The organism is Streptomyces sp. NPDC093064, assembly GCF_044754605.1.
GTDB lineage: Bacteria > Actinomycetota > Actinomycetes > Streptomycetales > Streptomycetaceae > Streptomyces.
This window is the reverse complement of the sequence record NZ_JBIVPK010000013.1, coordinates 196361-211055: the sequence shown is the minus strand read 5'-3', so window position 1 is coordinate 211055 and position 14695 is coordinate 196361. Positions and strand designations below refer to the sequence as shown.

Here is a 14695-nt window from a genome sequence, read left to right as displayed (position 1 = left end):
CTCATCGGACAGGTCGCTCTTGTAGGGCTTGCGGTCACTCATCCGAACAGCCCAGCAGGACCAAGCAGCAGGACCAGCCCCAACCGCCCAAACCCACACGATCAGGCGATCGTGAAACCGTCATACCGGCTCAGAATGCCCTCTCAAGGGGAATGGGGCTGTGGGGCTTGCACGACAAGGGCCTCAGCGGCAGCCGCCTGATGGTGTCCAACCCCGAAGCCAACGTCGCCTACGGCGTGGTCTCCCTCTCCGACGGCACCCAGGTAAAGGCCACCACGGTCACCGTCCCCGGCACCACCTACCGCGCCTGGGCCGCACCCATCCCGAACGGACGGACCATCACCACAGTCGACCAGTACGACACCCACCACCACCGACTCAGCCACGACACCTACTGGCGCTGACCACCCAGACGAAGGACGGGCACCTCCTGCCGTGCAGCCAAGTGACCGCAGGGCCGCGGACAGCGGACCGGACTCGGAGTTCACCCGGTTCGTCGCCGCCCGCTGGCGGGCTTTAACCCACACCGCGTACCTGCTCACCGGCGACTTCCACGAAGCGGAAGACCTGGTGCAGACGACGCTGGCGAAGGTGTACCCGCACTGGCGGCGACTCGAGCCGGAGCGCGCCGAACATTACGTTCGGCGGGCACTGGTCAACACCAACCGCAGCCGGCATCGCCGCCGCAGGATCACCCACCTCCTTCTCCCATCGCTGCCCGACACCGGCCCCATCCACGACGACGGGGCCGGTGTCGGAGGCGTGGACGTGTACGACGCCCTGGCCCGCGAGCTCGCCGACCTGCCCGAGCGACAGCGAGCGGTCGTAGTGCTGCGCTACTGCGAGGATCTGTCCGTCGAGGAAGTGGCAGACGTCCTTGGCTGTTCAGTCGGCACCGTGAAGAGCCAGGCGTCCCGGGCCTTGGCCAAACTGCGCAGCCGTTCGACTCTCGCCTGCAACTACCTACCCAGACGCCCTGCAGAGGCACGATGACTCCCGACCACGACCAAGAAGACTGGCTACGCGTCGCCTTCGCCCGGTCACGCGACGTCTACCCCTCGTCCCAGGCTCCCGTCGACCAGATCCTGACCACCGCGCGCGCCCGCAGGAAACGCCGCCGGGCCGCGGCTGCCGTGGCCAGTGCCGCCTGCGTCCTCGCCCTCGGCCTGGCGGTTCCGTTCCTCAAGCCACCGCCCAGTGCCGTCGGCCCTGCGCGCCAGACCTCGCCCGCAGCGAGCCCCACCCTCACCCCGACTCCCAGCACGGTCAGTGTCCGAGTGGCCGAGGGGACGACCGACAGTCACCGTTGGTCGGTGGTGTTGGAGTTCCACCGGACGCTGCCCAAGGGCGACACCCTGCCCACGTTTCCCAACGGGACCGCGGCACCGGGCACATCGCTGCTGTGCCAGCGCATGTTCATCGGCGGCGTCCGCATCGACCACCAAGGCGGTCCCTGGGCCGACTGCCAGCCCGTCACCGGCACACGGGACCCCCAGGCCTCAAGGGGAATGGGGCTGTGGGGCTTGCACGACAAGGGCCTCAGCGGCAGCCGCCTGATGGTGTCCAACCCCGAAGCCAACGTCGCCTACGGCGTGGTCTCCCTCTCCGACGGCACCCAGGTAAAGGCCACCACGGTCACCGTCCCCGGCACCACCTACCGCGCCTGGGCCGCACCCATCCCGAACGGACGGACCATCACCACAGTCGACCAGTACGACACCCACCACCACCGACTCAGCCACGACACCTACTGGCGCTGACCACCGCCGCCAGCAGGTCGGGGATCCTGCACTTCAGCCGGAAACGCCTCCGCGACGTCCCGGGAAACAGGCACAACCCGCAGGGATCAACTGCGCCTTCCCCTTGACCCGCAGCTTTACAGGCCGCGCTGACGCCGCCACCGCCGCCTGCTGTCCGTGCTCGGCCTCGTCCCCATCCGCAGTTGGCCGAGCCCCCCGTGCCGCTGCCGCCCGGACACTCCGGAGCGAAGGCCTTGACCACCCCCGAAGGAGCGCCGCCAGACATGGCAGGACACGCGCGCAGAACACCCGGCTCCCAGGAATCCGCCGGCAGGCGGCGGCGACGCCCCAAACGACACACCGGCCGGTGGGTCGCACTCGGCGTATCCGTCCTCATCCTGGGCACGGCTGCTGTGGGCGGCTGGCTCTACACACATCTCAACGGCAACATCAAGGGTGCCGACGTGGGCGAATCGCTCGGCGACAACCGGCCCAAGGCCGCAGCCGGAGGCCAGAACATACTGGTCATCGGCTCCGACAGCCGCAAAGGACTCGGCGACGCCTACGGCAAGAATCTCACCACCATGCAGTCCGACACCCTCATGCTGCTGCACATCAGCGGCGACGGAAAATGGGCCACGGCCGTCTCCTTCCCCCGCGACTCCTGGGTGCGGATCCCCGCCTGCGACAGCGGCAACGGCACGCAGTCCTCCGCCCACCACTTCAAGATCAACGAGGCGTTCGCGATCGGCGGCTCCACCGGCGACACCGCGAAGGCCACCGCCTGTGCCATCAAGACCATCGAGGCGAACACCCAGGTCCGCATCGACCACTTCCTGATCGTCGACTTCCGCGGCTTCACCGGCATGGTCAATGCCCTCGGCGGCGTCGAGGTCTGTCCGGAACAGGCCATCCATGACAAGAAGGCCCACCTCGACCTGGAGGCCGGCTGTCAGATCGTCAAGGACAAGAAGGCCCTGGGCTACGTCCGTGCCCGCTACAGCATCGGCGACGGCACCGACATTGGCCGTATCGGCCGCCAACAGGAGTTCATGCAGTCCCTCGTCACCCGCGCCAAGTCCAAGCTGTACAACCCCACCGCCCTCTATGGCTTCCTGAACTCCGCCACCAAGTCCCTGACCACCGACCCGGAGCTGGCCGACCTCGAGCAGCTCTACAGCCTGGCCTCCAGCGTCAAGGGCATAGCAACCGACCGAATCTCCTTTCTGACGGTCCCCAACTACCCGCGCGAACGTGATGTGCCCACCGACAAAGCCAACGTCACCTGGCAAGAACCTGCGGCCCGGCAGTTGTTCACCGCCATCAACCGTGACCGCGAAATGACGAAGGCAGACCTGAAGAAGGCCACCGCTCACCTGCCCGCCCCCGCAAACACGGTGCAAATCACCGTCCTCAACGGCACCGGCAGGAAGGGCGAGGCGCTGAAGGTCGCCGAACAACTGCGCGCCATGGGCTTCGAGATAACCGCAACGGGCAACGCCCCCGCCCCGGTGACGGCGAGCACCCTCACCTACCCACAGGGCCAATCCGACCAGGCTCAGGCACTGGCCGGCCGCCTGCCCGGCCTCACGCCCACACTCTCAGCACAGGCAGCGCCAGGCACGATCACATTGACCATCGGGCCTGACCTGCCCCACCCGGCCACCTAGAAGGCTCATGAAGATCTTGGTGAGGGGCTGCCCGGCCGTAGGCCGGGCAGCCCCCAGGCACTGAGGCCGGGATCGGGTGGCGTCCAGGGCGTGTCCGACGGGTCGGCACAGTCCCTGCGACTCTCCCGGCTACGCTCGCGCGGGAGCGCCCCGCGGCGCGTGGCTGCGGGGCGCCTTGTGGGGTCTAGTCGATGAGATTCCGCCCGTTGTACGTACCGCCCTTGCAGGTGAAGTCCGTAAAATCGGGCGTTCCGCCGCCCTGCCTGCACTGAGCACCGCTGATTGCGCCACTCTGTGCGGTGGCGGTGGCGGCGCCTGTGAGGCCGAGTCCGGCGAGGGCTGCCGTGGCGCTGACGGCGGCGAGGATTCGTCGAATGCGCATTTGGTTCCCCTTTCACGGATTACCTCGGCTGGGCCACTAGTCAGCTTGATCTCCACCCATGTGGGTGGCATGCCATGTTGCGCCATTCGGGTGACATGGCTGTCGGGAGCGGGGCCGCTGACCCGGCCCGCCCAAGGCCTTCGCGGCCGGCTGGGAAGGCGGGACGGACGGCGGAGCGATGGCAGCTCTGGGGGTGGGGACGGTCTGCATGACGGGACCCGTCAGACACGCTCTAGTTGTATTGATCACGAACGTTTTGTGCCTGTGCGTCGTCGTGGGCTGGGGCAGCGTCCTCCTCGCCTACGTTCTCACCCCGGCGTGGACGCCATGGCCCAGCCTGGCCCGTTGCCGCACGCTGACAGTTGCCGAGGAGTCCTGATCACTCAGCAAGGCCCGTCCGCGAGGTGTGTTGCAATCTCGTAGTCGACGCCTTTCATAACGTGGTCGCAGAACAGGCAGTGGGCACGTTTGTGACTGTGCTCGTCGACCGCGGCCCTGGTGGTGCAGGAGACGCAGTAGAGGAGGGGGGCTTCACCCCCCTCGGGCCCTACCCCTTGATCACTCGCCCCAAAGCAGCTCCCGCCCAAAGCCGCTCCGCCGACCGCGTGGGCACGTGCAGAAGCAGGCTGACACCTCACCAAGATCGGTTTCGTAGTCGGGGCGGACGATCGGGCACGAACCGAATCATCTTGGTCTTGGGGTCGTCCAGCGGCGCGGAGAAGCGCACTGGCCACAGCGGCTCAGGGCCGAGGTATCGAGTCAGCTTCCGCACCGCTCTGGTCCGGTCGAGCGGCACAACGTCTGCCACCCCTTGGCACGTCACCGAAAGCACTTCACTCGCGGAAAGGTCACAAGTATCGACCACGAGCGCCGCCCGCGGGTCCTTGGCAAGAATCTGCTCCATGCGCGAGTAGGAGCCGGTCAGCCACCAGAATGCCCCGTCCTCCCAGAGGAACCACACTGGCCTGACCTCGGGACCGTTGGTGGCTACCCTTGCCACCAGGGGCCTGGATAAGAACTCGTTCACGTCCACGGCATGAAGGCTGCCGTACAGCAGCGAAGTACAGCAACCCCAGCAACCAGCAGCGTCCGCCCCCGGCTCCCAGCACACCTGTCGCAGCCCGCAATGGCCTTAGAGCCAGTAGTTCGCATCGAGGGGCGCACCGCGACACCCCCGCTCGGGCCGTCTCTGGGCCGTGCGAGGCGAACCGACGTTGACAGACGATGACAACTAGTCCCGGCATCCACGCAGGTCACAGGCTCAGCCACAGCCAGTCGCCGCACGTGAGGGACTCGGGTCATCACTTCCAGAAGAACTGATCGGGTGCCCTACGAGTCCTTGACTCCGTCATTGAAACTCCCGGCCAAAGTCGCTACGCCGACCGCGCGGCCATGTGCGCGTCTCCGAGCCGAACCGGCTACAACTCCTCTCTCAGCCGGTCCCAGGTGTGGGTGTCCAGGCTGTCGTGGGGGCCCATGCGGGAGAGCTCGGTGCCGTCGTAGCCGAGAGCCACGATGACGGGACGGGCTCCGCGGCTGACTTGGGGGGACGTCCACACCGCGACGATCTTGCGGCTCTCGGGAACGTTGATATTGCGGTTGCCGATGAGGACGTGCCCGACGTCCCGTCCGAGGTCGATGAGGGCGCAGGTGATCCATGGGGCCGTGGCGATGGAGTGCGGCGGGTCAAGCCTGCGGGTGAGGCTGAGGACGCCCCCGCCGCCGCGGATCTCGATCACGTCGACATTGGCAGGATCGTTCACGGGGCCACTGCCGCCGCCAACGTACCGCCACTGCTCGCCATACCACTCCAGGAACGCGGTGTGCTCCCGCGCCCGGGCCGACTTCGGATGCCACACCATCCAGACTGCCCCGAGACCCGCGGTGACGTCGATATCAGCCGACACCACCGTCAACAGGCGCCGCGGCATCCATGGCGGCTGTGGCTCCGCACCCGTCAGCACCCGCCTTACCACGCCCGGCAGGAGAGTCTCCATCCAGCGCCCCGCCGACAATGCCTCTCTCCATGCCCGCATGAGCCTGCGATACCCGGTGCACCAAGGCATCAAGCCCCGGACCGGCGGAGCAACGGCCTCGCCACCCCTATTCGGCCGTCTGAGCCCCGACTAGGCTCCACGGAGGCCTCCGGTGTTCCGGTGCGCCAACGGCCCGTTAGCGCGGGAGAGAGCCACATGTGCCCCCCACGTGCCCGATCGGACGGCGCCCGGCGGGGAACAACGGGGAACGTCGGCGAGTCTCCCGAGAACGCGCAGGTCAGCATCTCGCCAGCTCAGCCGCCGCCCACGTACGCGATCTTCCAAACTGGTGCTCCAGGATCCGGGCGCGGCGGCGCTTGACTGGGTCATTGAAACCCCCTGCCAAAGTCGCTACGCCGACCTTTGCGACGACGCGTCCGATGGGTAACCGCGTTGTGGGATTACTCTTGCGATGGGCCACGCAGGTCATGAGGGGGGCACGTGGAAGCGGTACAGCTGGCGGCGACCGGTGGGCCATCCGCCTTCGGCATTGTGGCGGTTCTGGCGCTTTGTGTGTTCTTCTTCTGGCTGGCGGCGTCTTCGGGCTCAAGTCCCTGGGCCTGGTGTTTCCCTGCTGGAATGGTGGTCCTGGGCATAGGTCTGCTCTGGGGCCAAAATGCATGGCCGGTCTTCTTGATCCCTGGTGTCCTCCTGATCGGAGTGGGGGGCTTTGTCATCAAGGGGTATCGCGAGGGCGTCTTGCCGCGGAGCACGTACAAAGGGCGGTACAAGCGGAGCCGTTACAAGCTCCCGCCTCTGTGAGATGGCAGGACACACGGCAGGTCAGGAAAGCCATGCGATGGGCTGACGTGTCAAGGGTGCAGCTACAGCCTGACATCAGTGGCTGACACCAACAGGCGCAGACACAGGCGGTCGGCGGTGAACCTCAACGGACGACCAGTCGAGGCCCAGAGCCGGTTTGCGGACGTTGACGGCTCCCCGTGATCGACCTGATAAGGATGAGGCCAGACCTCAAAGCCTTCACCTCTTACGGGCGCCGTCCTCACCGTGGGGCGGCGCCTATCGCCTTGACTCGGTCATTGAAACTCCCGGCCAAAGTCGCTACGCCGACCGCGTGGTCCAATGGGCGCCGAGGGGGCGGAATGAGCGAGCAGAGGCTGTCCGAAGCAAGCGCGTGGAAGTACCTGATCGAGACACTCACGATGCTCGCTGTGGACGCGAGTGATCAGACAACATGGCTCGACAAGTACCGACTCGAAACCGACGACTTGGCGGAGGACTACGAGAACGCGCAGGGCGCCATCGCGCTCCTCGCCGAGGCTGGTCGTATCGACGTCGCCATGGAGTCGCGCCTCGCACGCATTGACGCGATCCTCGACGCGATGAGCGGGGCGGAGCAGGCTTCCAGGTGGACGTATGAGGCGCTGACGGCCGACGCAGGGTGGCTCAAGGTGCGCCAGCTGGCACGCGAGGCACTCACCGAACTAGCCGGTACCTGGCAGCAGCCGTTGCCCACCCTCGGGATCTACGGTGCCTCTCAACAACCGCCCGGGGCCAACTAGCCGCTCCGCCAACCTTGTGATCAAGGTGACACCGCCGTGCCACGCGCGTGCCAGAACGAGCGGGGACCAGCGGGGAACGACGGGGAGAGTGAGCGATCACAAAAGAGATCGGCCCCTGACCAAACTTGCTGGTCAAGGGCCGATACTCCCACAGTGGCGGCGCCAGGATTCGAACCTGGGAAGGCTGAGCCGGCAGATTTACAGTCCTCACAGCTTCGCGCCCTTGCACCTACCGTGACCTGCGGAAATACAACGACGCTCACGGGCACGGGTCCTCACCGTCCGCACCTCGTCCAGAAGGGGCGCTCCGCCGAGGAGTTCTGTCAGTGCACTGATCTACGGTGTCGCCCATGCCACCTTCCGAAATCACGCGCGCGGGGATCCTGCGAGCGATTGCTGAGTGTGACAGGCTCGGACCCGAAGCGTTCCGTGATGAGTATGGCTACCGCGCGGCTGCAACGTACCTACTCGTTCACGAGGGGCGGCAGTACGACTCAAAAGCCATAGCCGGCGTTGCCCACCTGTACGACTTCGGCGTGGCGCTCAAGCCCTCATCCCCGGGGTTCAGCGGTGGCCTCAAGCACGCGGTGGCATGGTTGAGACGGGAGGGCTTCACCGTCGTGGAGCCGCCCAAAACCTTTCACCGACGTGTGGGAGACGTACGGCCAGCACGCCGCCCGGACGGGACAGCGTTGCACCGGCCCGTGCTTCTCCTATGGGCAATCGGGCAGGCTGTGGCCCGCGCCCCACGCATGCGATCGTGGTCAGCTACCCGCGATGCCGTAGCCCCGCTGATGGAGAAGTACGCCCGTGTCGCTGACGGCATAGACGGCGCGCGATACCCATTTTGGGCACTCACGCGTGATGACTTGTGGATCTTGGACCGCGCAGAGGACCTCGTCCTCACCAGCCGCGGGCGGCGTCCCACCCTGGAGTCCTTGAACCAGGTCGACCCCGCCGGCGGTCTCCGTGAGGATGACTACGCCCTGCTGCAATCGCACCCAGAAACCGCAGCCTCTGCCGCAGCCGGACTCATCCTGCGCTACTTCTACCCGCTGCCTCCCGACCTGCTGAAAGACTTCGGGCTGCACGAACTACTCGCCGGCCGGTGGGCCGACGCACTACGCCCCCAACTAGGGGAGAGCTTCAAGGACCGCGACACCATCTGGCGCGCCTACGGTGGACAGAAGATGGCGGGGATCGGCTGCCTCGCCGATGGCATCCTGAGCGCCTTCTCGGACGAGAAGGGGCCCTACGACGACAGTCGCATCCCGGACACGAACTGGATCGCCTACGTGGGCGACGGACTCTCGGGCGACCAGAAGATCACCGATGGCAACGAGCTGATGGCCGCATACCAGGCCGCGGGACGCCCTCTCCGCTACTGGCATAAGCCCTACCAGGGGCAGTTCAGCTTTGAGACCTGGGCGGTCATCGTCCAACGCCGGCTGCGATGGGGGGTCGGAGCAGACAAGAAGTGGCGACGTGAGTTCCTCTGGGTTCTGGCCCCCGTCCCCTCTCCGGAGCGCGAGACGTGGCCAGCGGAGGTTTTGGAGGCACTGGCCGCCGATACAGGCGCTCTGCACGACGACACCGGCACCTACCGCCCAAGCGACGTGGACCCCGAAGTGCAGGACACCTCGGAGAGCGACAGGGTCGCGTACCGCCGTCTGGCGCAGAACGCGGAAGCCAACGCCAACCGCCGAGGACAGCTGAAGAAGCCGTCACTCGCCGACCGCTTCGTCCGCGCCCCCAGCGCCCGAGCAGCAGTCCTCCGCCGCTGCAAAGACAGCTGCGAGAATCCCCGGTGCGACGGCCACCCCAAAGAGCGCACCACAGCAGGCAAACCGATCTTGCAGGTCGACCACGTTCAAGACCTGGCCCAGGGTGGACCTGACGTCCCTTGGAACATGATCGCCCTGTGTCCCAACTGCCACGCTCTCAAGACCTACGGCCTCAACAAGGAGAAGCTTCGCCGTCTCCTCGCTGCCACGGCAAAGCAACTGCACGCAGAGGCCCTTCGCTAGGCCCCCAAGAGCGAGGACTGACCCAGCCGTTCGGCCGCAATTCGGTCGAACGGCTGGCCGGCTACCGTCCGCCGGTGCCTCGACCAGCAGCTTCACCGCAGGCTGGCTAGGCACCCTCCGGCCTGGCCAAAGCCAAGGCTGCCACCTCGCCGGGGGACGTATGGGGAACGGACCGCGGGTTCCCTGTTCTCATGCTGCCAGCACGACGAGCGAGTGGATCGGTCGACTGCAACGGCGGGGACGCTGGACCACCCGAGGTGCCTCCCTGCTACCAGCAGACCTGACGAACTGCCGAGCGCCGAGTTCTGCAGATCGGCTGCGCTGAACCGTATGCACTCGTAACCTGTTGCGAGGTACACAGTCTGGTGGAGGGGACCCATGGACGCTGCTGCTCTGGCCCTAGTTACAGCAAGCGCAAATTCGCTTGTTTCGCTGATGACTAGTGAGGCTTGGGAACAAGCAAAGAGCGGCCTAGCTGCGCTTTTCCGGCGTGGTCGTAGGGGCGACGTCGCGGTGATCGAAGATGAACTCGATGAGTCCGCGCGTGAGCTGCGGCTCTCGCTAGAAAACGGCGATCAAGAGACTCAGGAGGAACTTCGGCAGCAATGGCGCGGCAAACTCAGGCGTCTCATCCTGGATGACCCCGAGTTGACTGGCGAACTCCGGTCACTGTTGGAGGCATGGTCCTCTCTGACGACGGATGCCGCTAGCGATCCACCCACCATCCATCAGATCGCCACTGCTCGCGATCACGGGCGCGTTTATCAGCAGGGAACTGGGACACAGAACAACTACTGACGGGGTTCCGATGGACCATCTCGACCACTCGGTGCCCCGCGAGTTCTTCTCTGGCCGCGCTGAGAACCGAGGCAGGGTATTCCAACAGCAATCGGGCCTTCAGATCAACGCCGATTCGCTAATTCTCGCCAACTTGACAGAGATTTCCGGGAACTCTCAGGTCAACCTCCCTTTCAGCGCGCTGCCGGTGACTGAGGTTACGGCGACTGAACTTGGCGTGCACCATGCTGCCACCGACGCAGACGGCGAATTGCCACCTTACATCGAGCGCCAGATCGATCAAGATTTGCGCGCCAGAGTGGCAAGAATCAATCGCACCGGAGAACCGATCCTCATCGTCGGAGACTCCACCGCAGGTAAGACGAGAGCCGCCTTCGAAGCACTCAAAGAATGCTTCAGAAACCATCAGGTATTCGCTCCCTACGATGGACCAGACCTGGTCACGTCACTGCCTGCATTGGTTGAAGCTAGGGGCTCCTGTGTGTTGTGGCTTGACAATCTTGAGCGATATATAGGGCCAGATGGCCTGACTCCACAAGTGTTAAGCCTGCTGCGCAGAACACGCACTCCACTCCTGTCGACCATGCGCGCAGAGCAGTACCGGCAATTTGTTCCTTCCATCATTCATGCCGCTTCAGCAAGGAACGATGAAAAAATCGGCCTTGGTAGGCGGATTCTTGAGCAAATCAACGCCATGGTGCTCCCTCGCCTTTGGGCGCCTGAGGAGATCGAGCGGGCCCGAAAGGTGGATGATATCCGGGTGCAGGGTGCCGTCGCGTTCAGCACCCACTACGGAGTAGCAGAATATCTCGCCGCTGGACCGCGCCTCTACCAAGAATGGACCTTGGCCTGGGGGCCAGGGGGCAATCCGCGCGGCGCGGCTCTTGTAGCAGCAGCCGTTGACTGCGTGAGGGCCGGCATAACGCACTCGGTACCCCGCGAACTCCTCGTCAGCATGCATGAGGCCTACCTGACACGCGTAGGCGGCGCTATTTTGCGCCCGGAGACCATTGAGGAGGCCTTCGACTGGGCTACTTCTCTGCGGTTTGGAGTTACGAGCCTGCTGCTGCCAGCAGGGCAGCCGGAGCGTTACAAAGTATTCGACTATATCGCCGATGAATTTACACGCTCTAACGCAAGCCAGATCATCGAGAATGACTCTTGGCGCCAGATTCTCGAATTCGCCAAATCAGAGCACAGCACTTATCTTGTCGGCTTGGCTGCTGAGCGAAGTGGCGAAACGGAGATTGCAGAGGAGGCGTGGAGAGAAAGCGCAAATCGTGGCTCCGGCAAAGCCTTACTACACCTAGGACTCCTATACCTTAACACCGACCGAGAAAGTGAGGCGGTAGATGCATGGGTGAAGGCCGCCGAGGCTGGGGAAAGTTTCGCCTATACCTCCCTGGGAATTTGGCAGCGCTCTAAAGGCAACACCGATGGGGCTATCGAATATTTCAGGAAGGGAGTCGAAAGTAACTCTGACTTTGCAATCCGCGGGCTCGCTGAGTGCCTAGATACCGCTGAAGAGGCCGAGCAGTGGTGGATTAAGCTAGTTGAGCTGGAAGAAGAGGCCGAAAATTGGTTCAGCCTTGCCATCTATTACGACCGAACTAACCGTAAAGAGCTGGCTTGCAAAAATTTTCTCCGTGCGGCCGAAGGCGGCTACGTGCCGGCAATGAACAACTACGGAGCGCTCATTGCTGACGACGAGCTAGAGGAAGCTACGAAGTGGTTCCGTTTGGCTCATCAGGAGGGGTCGCTGGAGGCTACGACCAATTTGGCGATGGCGTTGATGGACCATGGCGATGAGGCGGAGGCAGAAAAGCTTCTCAAGGAAGCAGCAAGCGCGGGATACTTTAGGGCATGCTCCATCCTCGGTTCAATGCACTATAGACGCGACAAACACGAGGAGGCAAAAGCAGCCTGGATCGTGGGGGCGGAGAACGAGGACGAATGGTCCATCTACAACTTGGCCCTCTCCTTCGAAAGAGAAGGGCAGACTGATGCAGCCGTAGGCTTGTATGGCCGGATCGTTGACATCAATGACCGTGCCGCAGAAAACCTGGGTTTCATAATGGCCAGGGCCGGAAAGGCCGATGAGGCTATGGCCCTCTTGGAACGAGTAAAGCAGTCGATGAGCGCCAAGAGTCTCTGCGCCCTGGGTAGCGCTTTCTTCCATAGTGACCATCGCCACCTTGCCAAATCCTGGTTCGCTGCTGCTTTGGATTCCGGACACTTTCACGCTGGCTGCTGGATGGGCGAGTTTGCATTCCAGGAAGGACTATATGAGGACGCTGAACGCTATTACCGCGCTTCGTTCAACGGCGGTCATCAGCATGCAGCTTCCAGAATGACAGAGATGATGCTCTCGCTCGGTAAAGGTAAAGAGGCTTCGTATTGGTTGCGGCTCTCTAAGGGCCTTCCGCCAGCTCGCGTAAATAGAAGCCTGTCAAGCAGAAAGCGTCGCGGAAAGAAAGGAAAGAAATAGCGCTTCCCCGCGCCGAAGCGGACCGTGCCCGCATGGGCCGCGGGCACCGCCGTCGCCGGCATCGGCGTCGGTTCCTGTGCAGTCGCCCAGGGCGTCCTTAAACCACTCGTGCTGGCCGCCGTGCGACGACCCGCACTGGACGCCGCTCCTCTGAGGACAAACGTCCGTTCATCAGCCGGGGTCGGCGCTGCCGAATCGCCACCCGGGGAGGGCGGCAAGTGCCCGCGCCCTGGCCTCCACAACGGCCATGCGCGCTTCCCTCTCGCCCTCGTGTGTGTGGGCCGCTTGACTTGTCACCTGCCCCGGCCACTTCCTGTAGAGGAGTCCCGTCTCCGCGTGGAACCAACCTCGGCTGACCGCATTCAAGGCGAGCAGGAGACCCGTGTCTTCCGACGCCGGCAGGGCCATCCAACCGCCTAGCGCGAGCACAAGGTCACGCCGCATGCAGAGCGTGGCCGGGTGGACCTGTGCCCGGTAATCGTGAGCCTTCCAGTGGTCCAGCACGGCGCACATTTCGATCGGGCCCGCGGGCGGGTCCTGGTCAAAGCCGACGGTGCTGCCGTCCGGCAGCAGATCGAGCACCCGCGACGTGGTCCACCCGATCTCGCCGTCCGCAAGGGCGGCGATGTCTCGCGCCAGAGTGCCCGGCGTCAGCATGTCGTCCGCGTCCAGTACCTTGATGTACTCGCCGCGTACTCGGGACAGGCCCATGGTCCGGGCCATGGCCGCACGGCCAGCGCGGCCCTGCCCGAAACTCACCCGGTCGTCTTCAGGCACATACGGCGCTACAGCGTCCGTCTCACCGTCTTCCTGGATGACCCACTGCCACTCCCACCCGTTCGGCAGTTCCTGCTCTGTGAGCGACTTGTAGGCCGCGGGCAGGTACTTCGCTCCGGGTGCGTGAACAGCAGTGATGACCGTGACGATGCGAACCACAGCTCACCACCTGTCCAGCGGAGTCGTGAACTCCAACTCAGTTCGGTCTCCTGGCAACGTCACGTCGGCTACCTCCACAACCCGGCCATCGGTATCGACGCATGTCTTCCGAAGGACGATGACGGCTACACCTGCCGTCAGGCCCAGCTCTTCGGACTCTTCGAACGTAGGCGGACGGGCCGTGATTCGCTCGATTACGCGGTCCACCTCGATGCCGATGCTGTGAAGCTGGTTCAGAGTGCCCCCGGGCCACGGTTCGTGGGTCGCATCGAGCAAGGCCGGGTTGGCTGCGGCCATGTCGTAGAGCAGCCGGGACCGTGAGACGTTGAACGGCGCTTCTTCCTCGCGGTACCGGGTGCGGTACACGCGTTCCAGCAAGCCCGTACCGGCGGGCACGCCGAAGGCTTCGGCGAGATCCTCGTCAGCTTCCACCTCGTTGAACTCAGCACTGAAGACGAGGTCAGAGACGGCCAAGCCCGTGTCGTGCTCCGTGGCACCGGTCTGCTGACGCTCGTCCAGCGACCGCCGGGCCCGATCCTTCTCCCACTGGTGGCGCTCATTGGTCCGGGACACCAACCTGCGCGGCTTGCGGACCACGTTGCCCCGCCCGTGCAGCTTCTCGATGAGCCCTTCCGCCTGCAACACGCCGAGCGCCTGGCGCACGGTCGGCAGGCTCTTGCGGTACTGCTCCACAAGCTTCGTTTCGGCGGGTAGACGCTCGCCCGGCTTGAGTTCACCTGCGCGGATGCGTTGCCGGAGATCGTCGGCAATGCGCTCGTACACCTTGGCCATGTGGTGTTCACCGTCCCTGTCTGGTGGGCCACCTCAGCATAAGTCCTCAAGAGGAGTTGACGACTCGCCAGAGGCTCCGCCATAGTCATGGCAACTCCTAAAGAGGAGTTGAGGACAGGAAGTCCTGTAGTTCTTCCTGCCCTTCTTTGCCGTGTCGGTTCGGGATAGCTCGTGCACGTGGGGCCCTGAGCTGGTCGTTCCTTGAGAACTCAACAGTGGACCGAGGATCTACCGCCTGTCCTCAGGACAAGAAGGCGGCCCGCGCGGAGCAAGACCCGCGCACCCTTCGACCTCTCCGCAGCTC

General features: G+C 64.5%; 13 protein-coding genes. 8 read left to right on the top strand and 5 right to left on the bottom strand.

Going from position 1 to position 14695, the window contains the following annotated elements:
- Positions 1 to 167: 167 nt before the first annotated feature.
- The 4 genes from ACIQFZ_RS18670 (at position 168) to ACIQFZ_RS18655 (ending at position 3409) form a co-directional block, all read left to right on the top strand.
- Positions 168 to 404 carry a hypothetical protein gene (locus ACIQFZ_RS18670; protein WP_402691707.1) on the top strand — a complete coding sequence of 79 codons (237 nt, stop codon included), beginning with the start codon at positions 168 to 170 and terminating at the stop codon, positions 402 to 404.
- A 31-nt stretch (positions 405 to 435) separates the two neighbouring features.
- Positions 436 to 993, top strand: coding sequence for a SigE family RNA polymerase sigma factor (locus ACIQFZ_RS18665; protein ID WP_365435262.1), 558 nt, complete (start codon positions 436 to 438; stop codon positions 991 to 993).
- Positions 990 to 1760 carry a hypothetical protein gene (locus ACIQFZ_RS18660; RefSeq protein ID WP_383063471.1) on the top strand — a complete coding sequence of 257 codons (771 nt, stop codon included), beginning with the start codon at positions 990 to 992 and terminating at the stop codon, positions 1758 to 1760. Before ACIQFZ_RS18665 ends, ACIQFZ_RS18660 begins: the two co-directional genes overlap by 4 nt.
- Before the next feature lie 263 nt (positions 1761 to 2023).
- Positions 2024 to 3409 (top strand): LCP family protein, encoded by a 1386-nt coding sequence (locus ACIQFZ_RS18655; RefSeq protein WP_402691706.1) that lies wholly within the window; start codon positions 2024 to 2026, stop codon positions 3407 to 3409.
- A gap of 184 nt (positions 3410 to 3593) precedes the next feature.
- On the opposite strand, the gene ACIQFZ_RS18650 is transcribed toward ACIQFZ_RS18655, so the two are convergent.
- The 3 genes from ACIQFZ_RS18650 to ACIQFZ_RS18640 form a co-directional block, all read right to left on the bottom strand.
- Positions 3594 to 3791: a hypothetical protein gene (locus tag ACIQFZ_RS18650; RefSeq protein WP_100569080.1), complete on the bottom strand. Its 198-nt coding sequence runs from the start codon at positions 3789 to 3791 to the stop codon at positions 3594 to 3596.
- Positions 3792 to 4425: 634 nt separating this feature from the next.
- A complete protein-coding gene (locus ACIQFZ_RS18645; protein WP_383063479.1) occupies positions 4426 to 4824 on the bottom strand; it encodes a pyridoxamine 5'-phosphate oxidase family protein in 399 nt (132 codons plus the stop codon).
- A 385-nt stretch (positions 4825 to 5209) separates the two neighbouring features.
- On the bottom strand, positions 5210 to 5722 hold the full coding sequence (locus ACIQFZ_RS18640) for a hypothetical protein (protein ID WP_383063482.1): 513 nt from the start codon (positions 5720 to 5722) through the stop codon (positions 5210 to 5212).
- 1208 nt (positions 5723 to 6930) lie between these two features.
- Here ACIQFZ_RS18640 and ACIQFZ_RS18635 point away from each other — a divergent pair.
- From ACIQFZ_RS18635 to ACIQFZ_RS18620, 4 genes are all read left to right on the top strand, one after another.
- On the top strand, positions 6931 to 7350 hold the full coding sequence (locus tag ACIQFZ_RS18635; protein WP_402691705.1) for a hypothetical protein: 420 nt from the start codon (positions 6931 to 6933) through the stop codon (positions 7348 to 7350).
- Between the two features lie 938 nt (positions 7351 to 8288).
- Positions 8289 to 9377, top strand: coding sequence for an HNH endonuclease signature motif containing protein (locus ACIQFZ_RS18630; RefSeq protein ID WP_402691704.1), 1089 nt, complete (start codon positions 8289 to 8291; stop codon positions 9375 to 9377).
- A 378-nt stretch (positions 9378 to 9755) separates the two neighbouring features.
- Positions 9756 to 10175 carry a hypothetical protein gene (locus ACIQFZ_RS18625; RefSeq protein ID WP_402691703.1) on the top strand — a complete coding sequence of 140 codons (420 nt, stop codon included), beginning with the start codon at positions 9756 to 9758 and terminating at the stop codon, positions 10173 to 10175.
- A gap of 10 nt (positions 10176 to 10185) precedes the next feature.
- Positions 10186 to 12663 carry a tetratricopeptide repeat protein gene (locus ACIQFZ_RS18620; protein ID WP_402691702.1) on the top strand — a complete coding sequence of 826 codons (2478 nt, stop codon included), beginning with the start codon at positions 10186 to 10188 and terminating at the stop codon, positions 12661 to 12663.
- A gap of 171 nt (positions 12664 to 12834) precedes the next feature.
- Here the strand turns inward: ACIQFZ_RS18620 and ACIQFZ_RS18615 are convergent, their stop codons facing one another.
- On the bottom strand, positions 12835 to 13599 hold the full coding sequence (locus tag ACIQFZ_RS18615) for a glycosyltransferase family 2 protein (RefSeq protein WP_402691701.1): 765 nt from the start codon (positions 13597 to 13599) through the stop codon (positions 12835 to 12837).
- A gap of 3 nt (positions 13600 to 13602) precedes the next feature.
- Positions 13603 to 14391, bottom strand: coding sequence for a GntR family transcriptional regulator (locus tag ACIQFZ_RS18610; protein WP_402691700.1), 789 nt, complete (start codon positions 14389 to 14391; stop codon positions 13603 to 13605).
- Positions 14392 to 14695 lie beyond the last annotated feature (304 nt).

What these genes read in the sequence shown, in the direction of transcription:
- ACIQFZ_RS18625 (WP_402691703.1), top strand. Translation starts at nt 9,756, where the DNA reads ATGGACGCTGCTGCTCTGGCCCTAGTTACAGCAAGCGCAAATTCGCTT.
- ACIQFZ_RS18660 (WP_383063471.1), top strand. Translation starts at nt 990, where the DNA reads ATGACTCCCGACCACGACCAAGAAGACTGGCTACGCGTCGCCTTCGCC.
- ACIQFZ_RS18610 (WP_402691700.1), bottom strand. Translation starts at nt 14,391, where the DNA reads ATGGCCAAGGTGTACGAGCGCATTGCCGACGATCTCCGGCAACGCATC.
- ACIQFZ_RS18640 (WP_383063482.1), bottom strand. Translation starts at nt 5,722, where the DNA reads ATGCCGCGGCGCCTGTTGACGGTGGTGTCGGCTGATATCGACGTCACC.
- ACIQFZ_RS18635 (WP_402691705.1), top strand. Translation starts at nt 6,931, where the DNA reads ATGAGCGAGCAGAGGCTGTCCGAAGCAAGCGCGTGGAAGTACCTGATC.
- ACIQFZ_RS18620 (WP_402691702.1), top strand. Translation starts at nt 10,186, where the DNA reads ATGGACCATCTCGACCACTCGGTGCCCCGCGAGTTCTTCTCTGGCCGC.
- ACIQFZ_RS18655 (WP_402691706.1), top strand. Translation starts at nt 2,024, where the DNA reads ATGGCAGGACACGCGCGCAGAACACCCGGCTCCCAGGAATCCGCCGGC.
- ACIQFZ_RS18650 (WP_100569080.1), bottom strand. Translation starts at nt 3,791, where the DNA reads ATGCGCATTCGACGAATCCTCGCCGCCGTCAGCGCCACGGCAGCCCTC.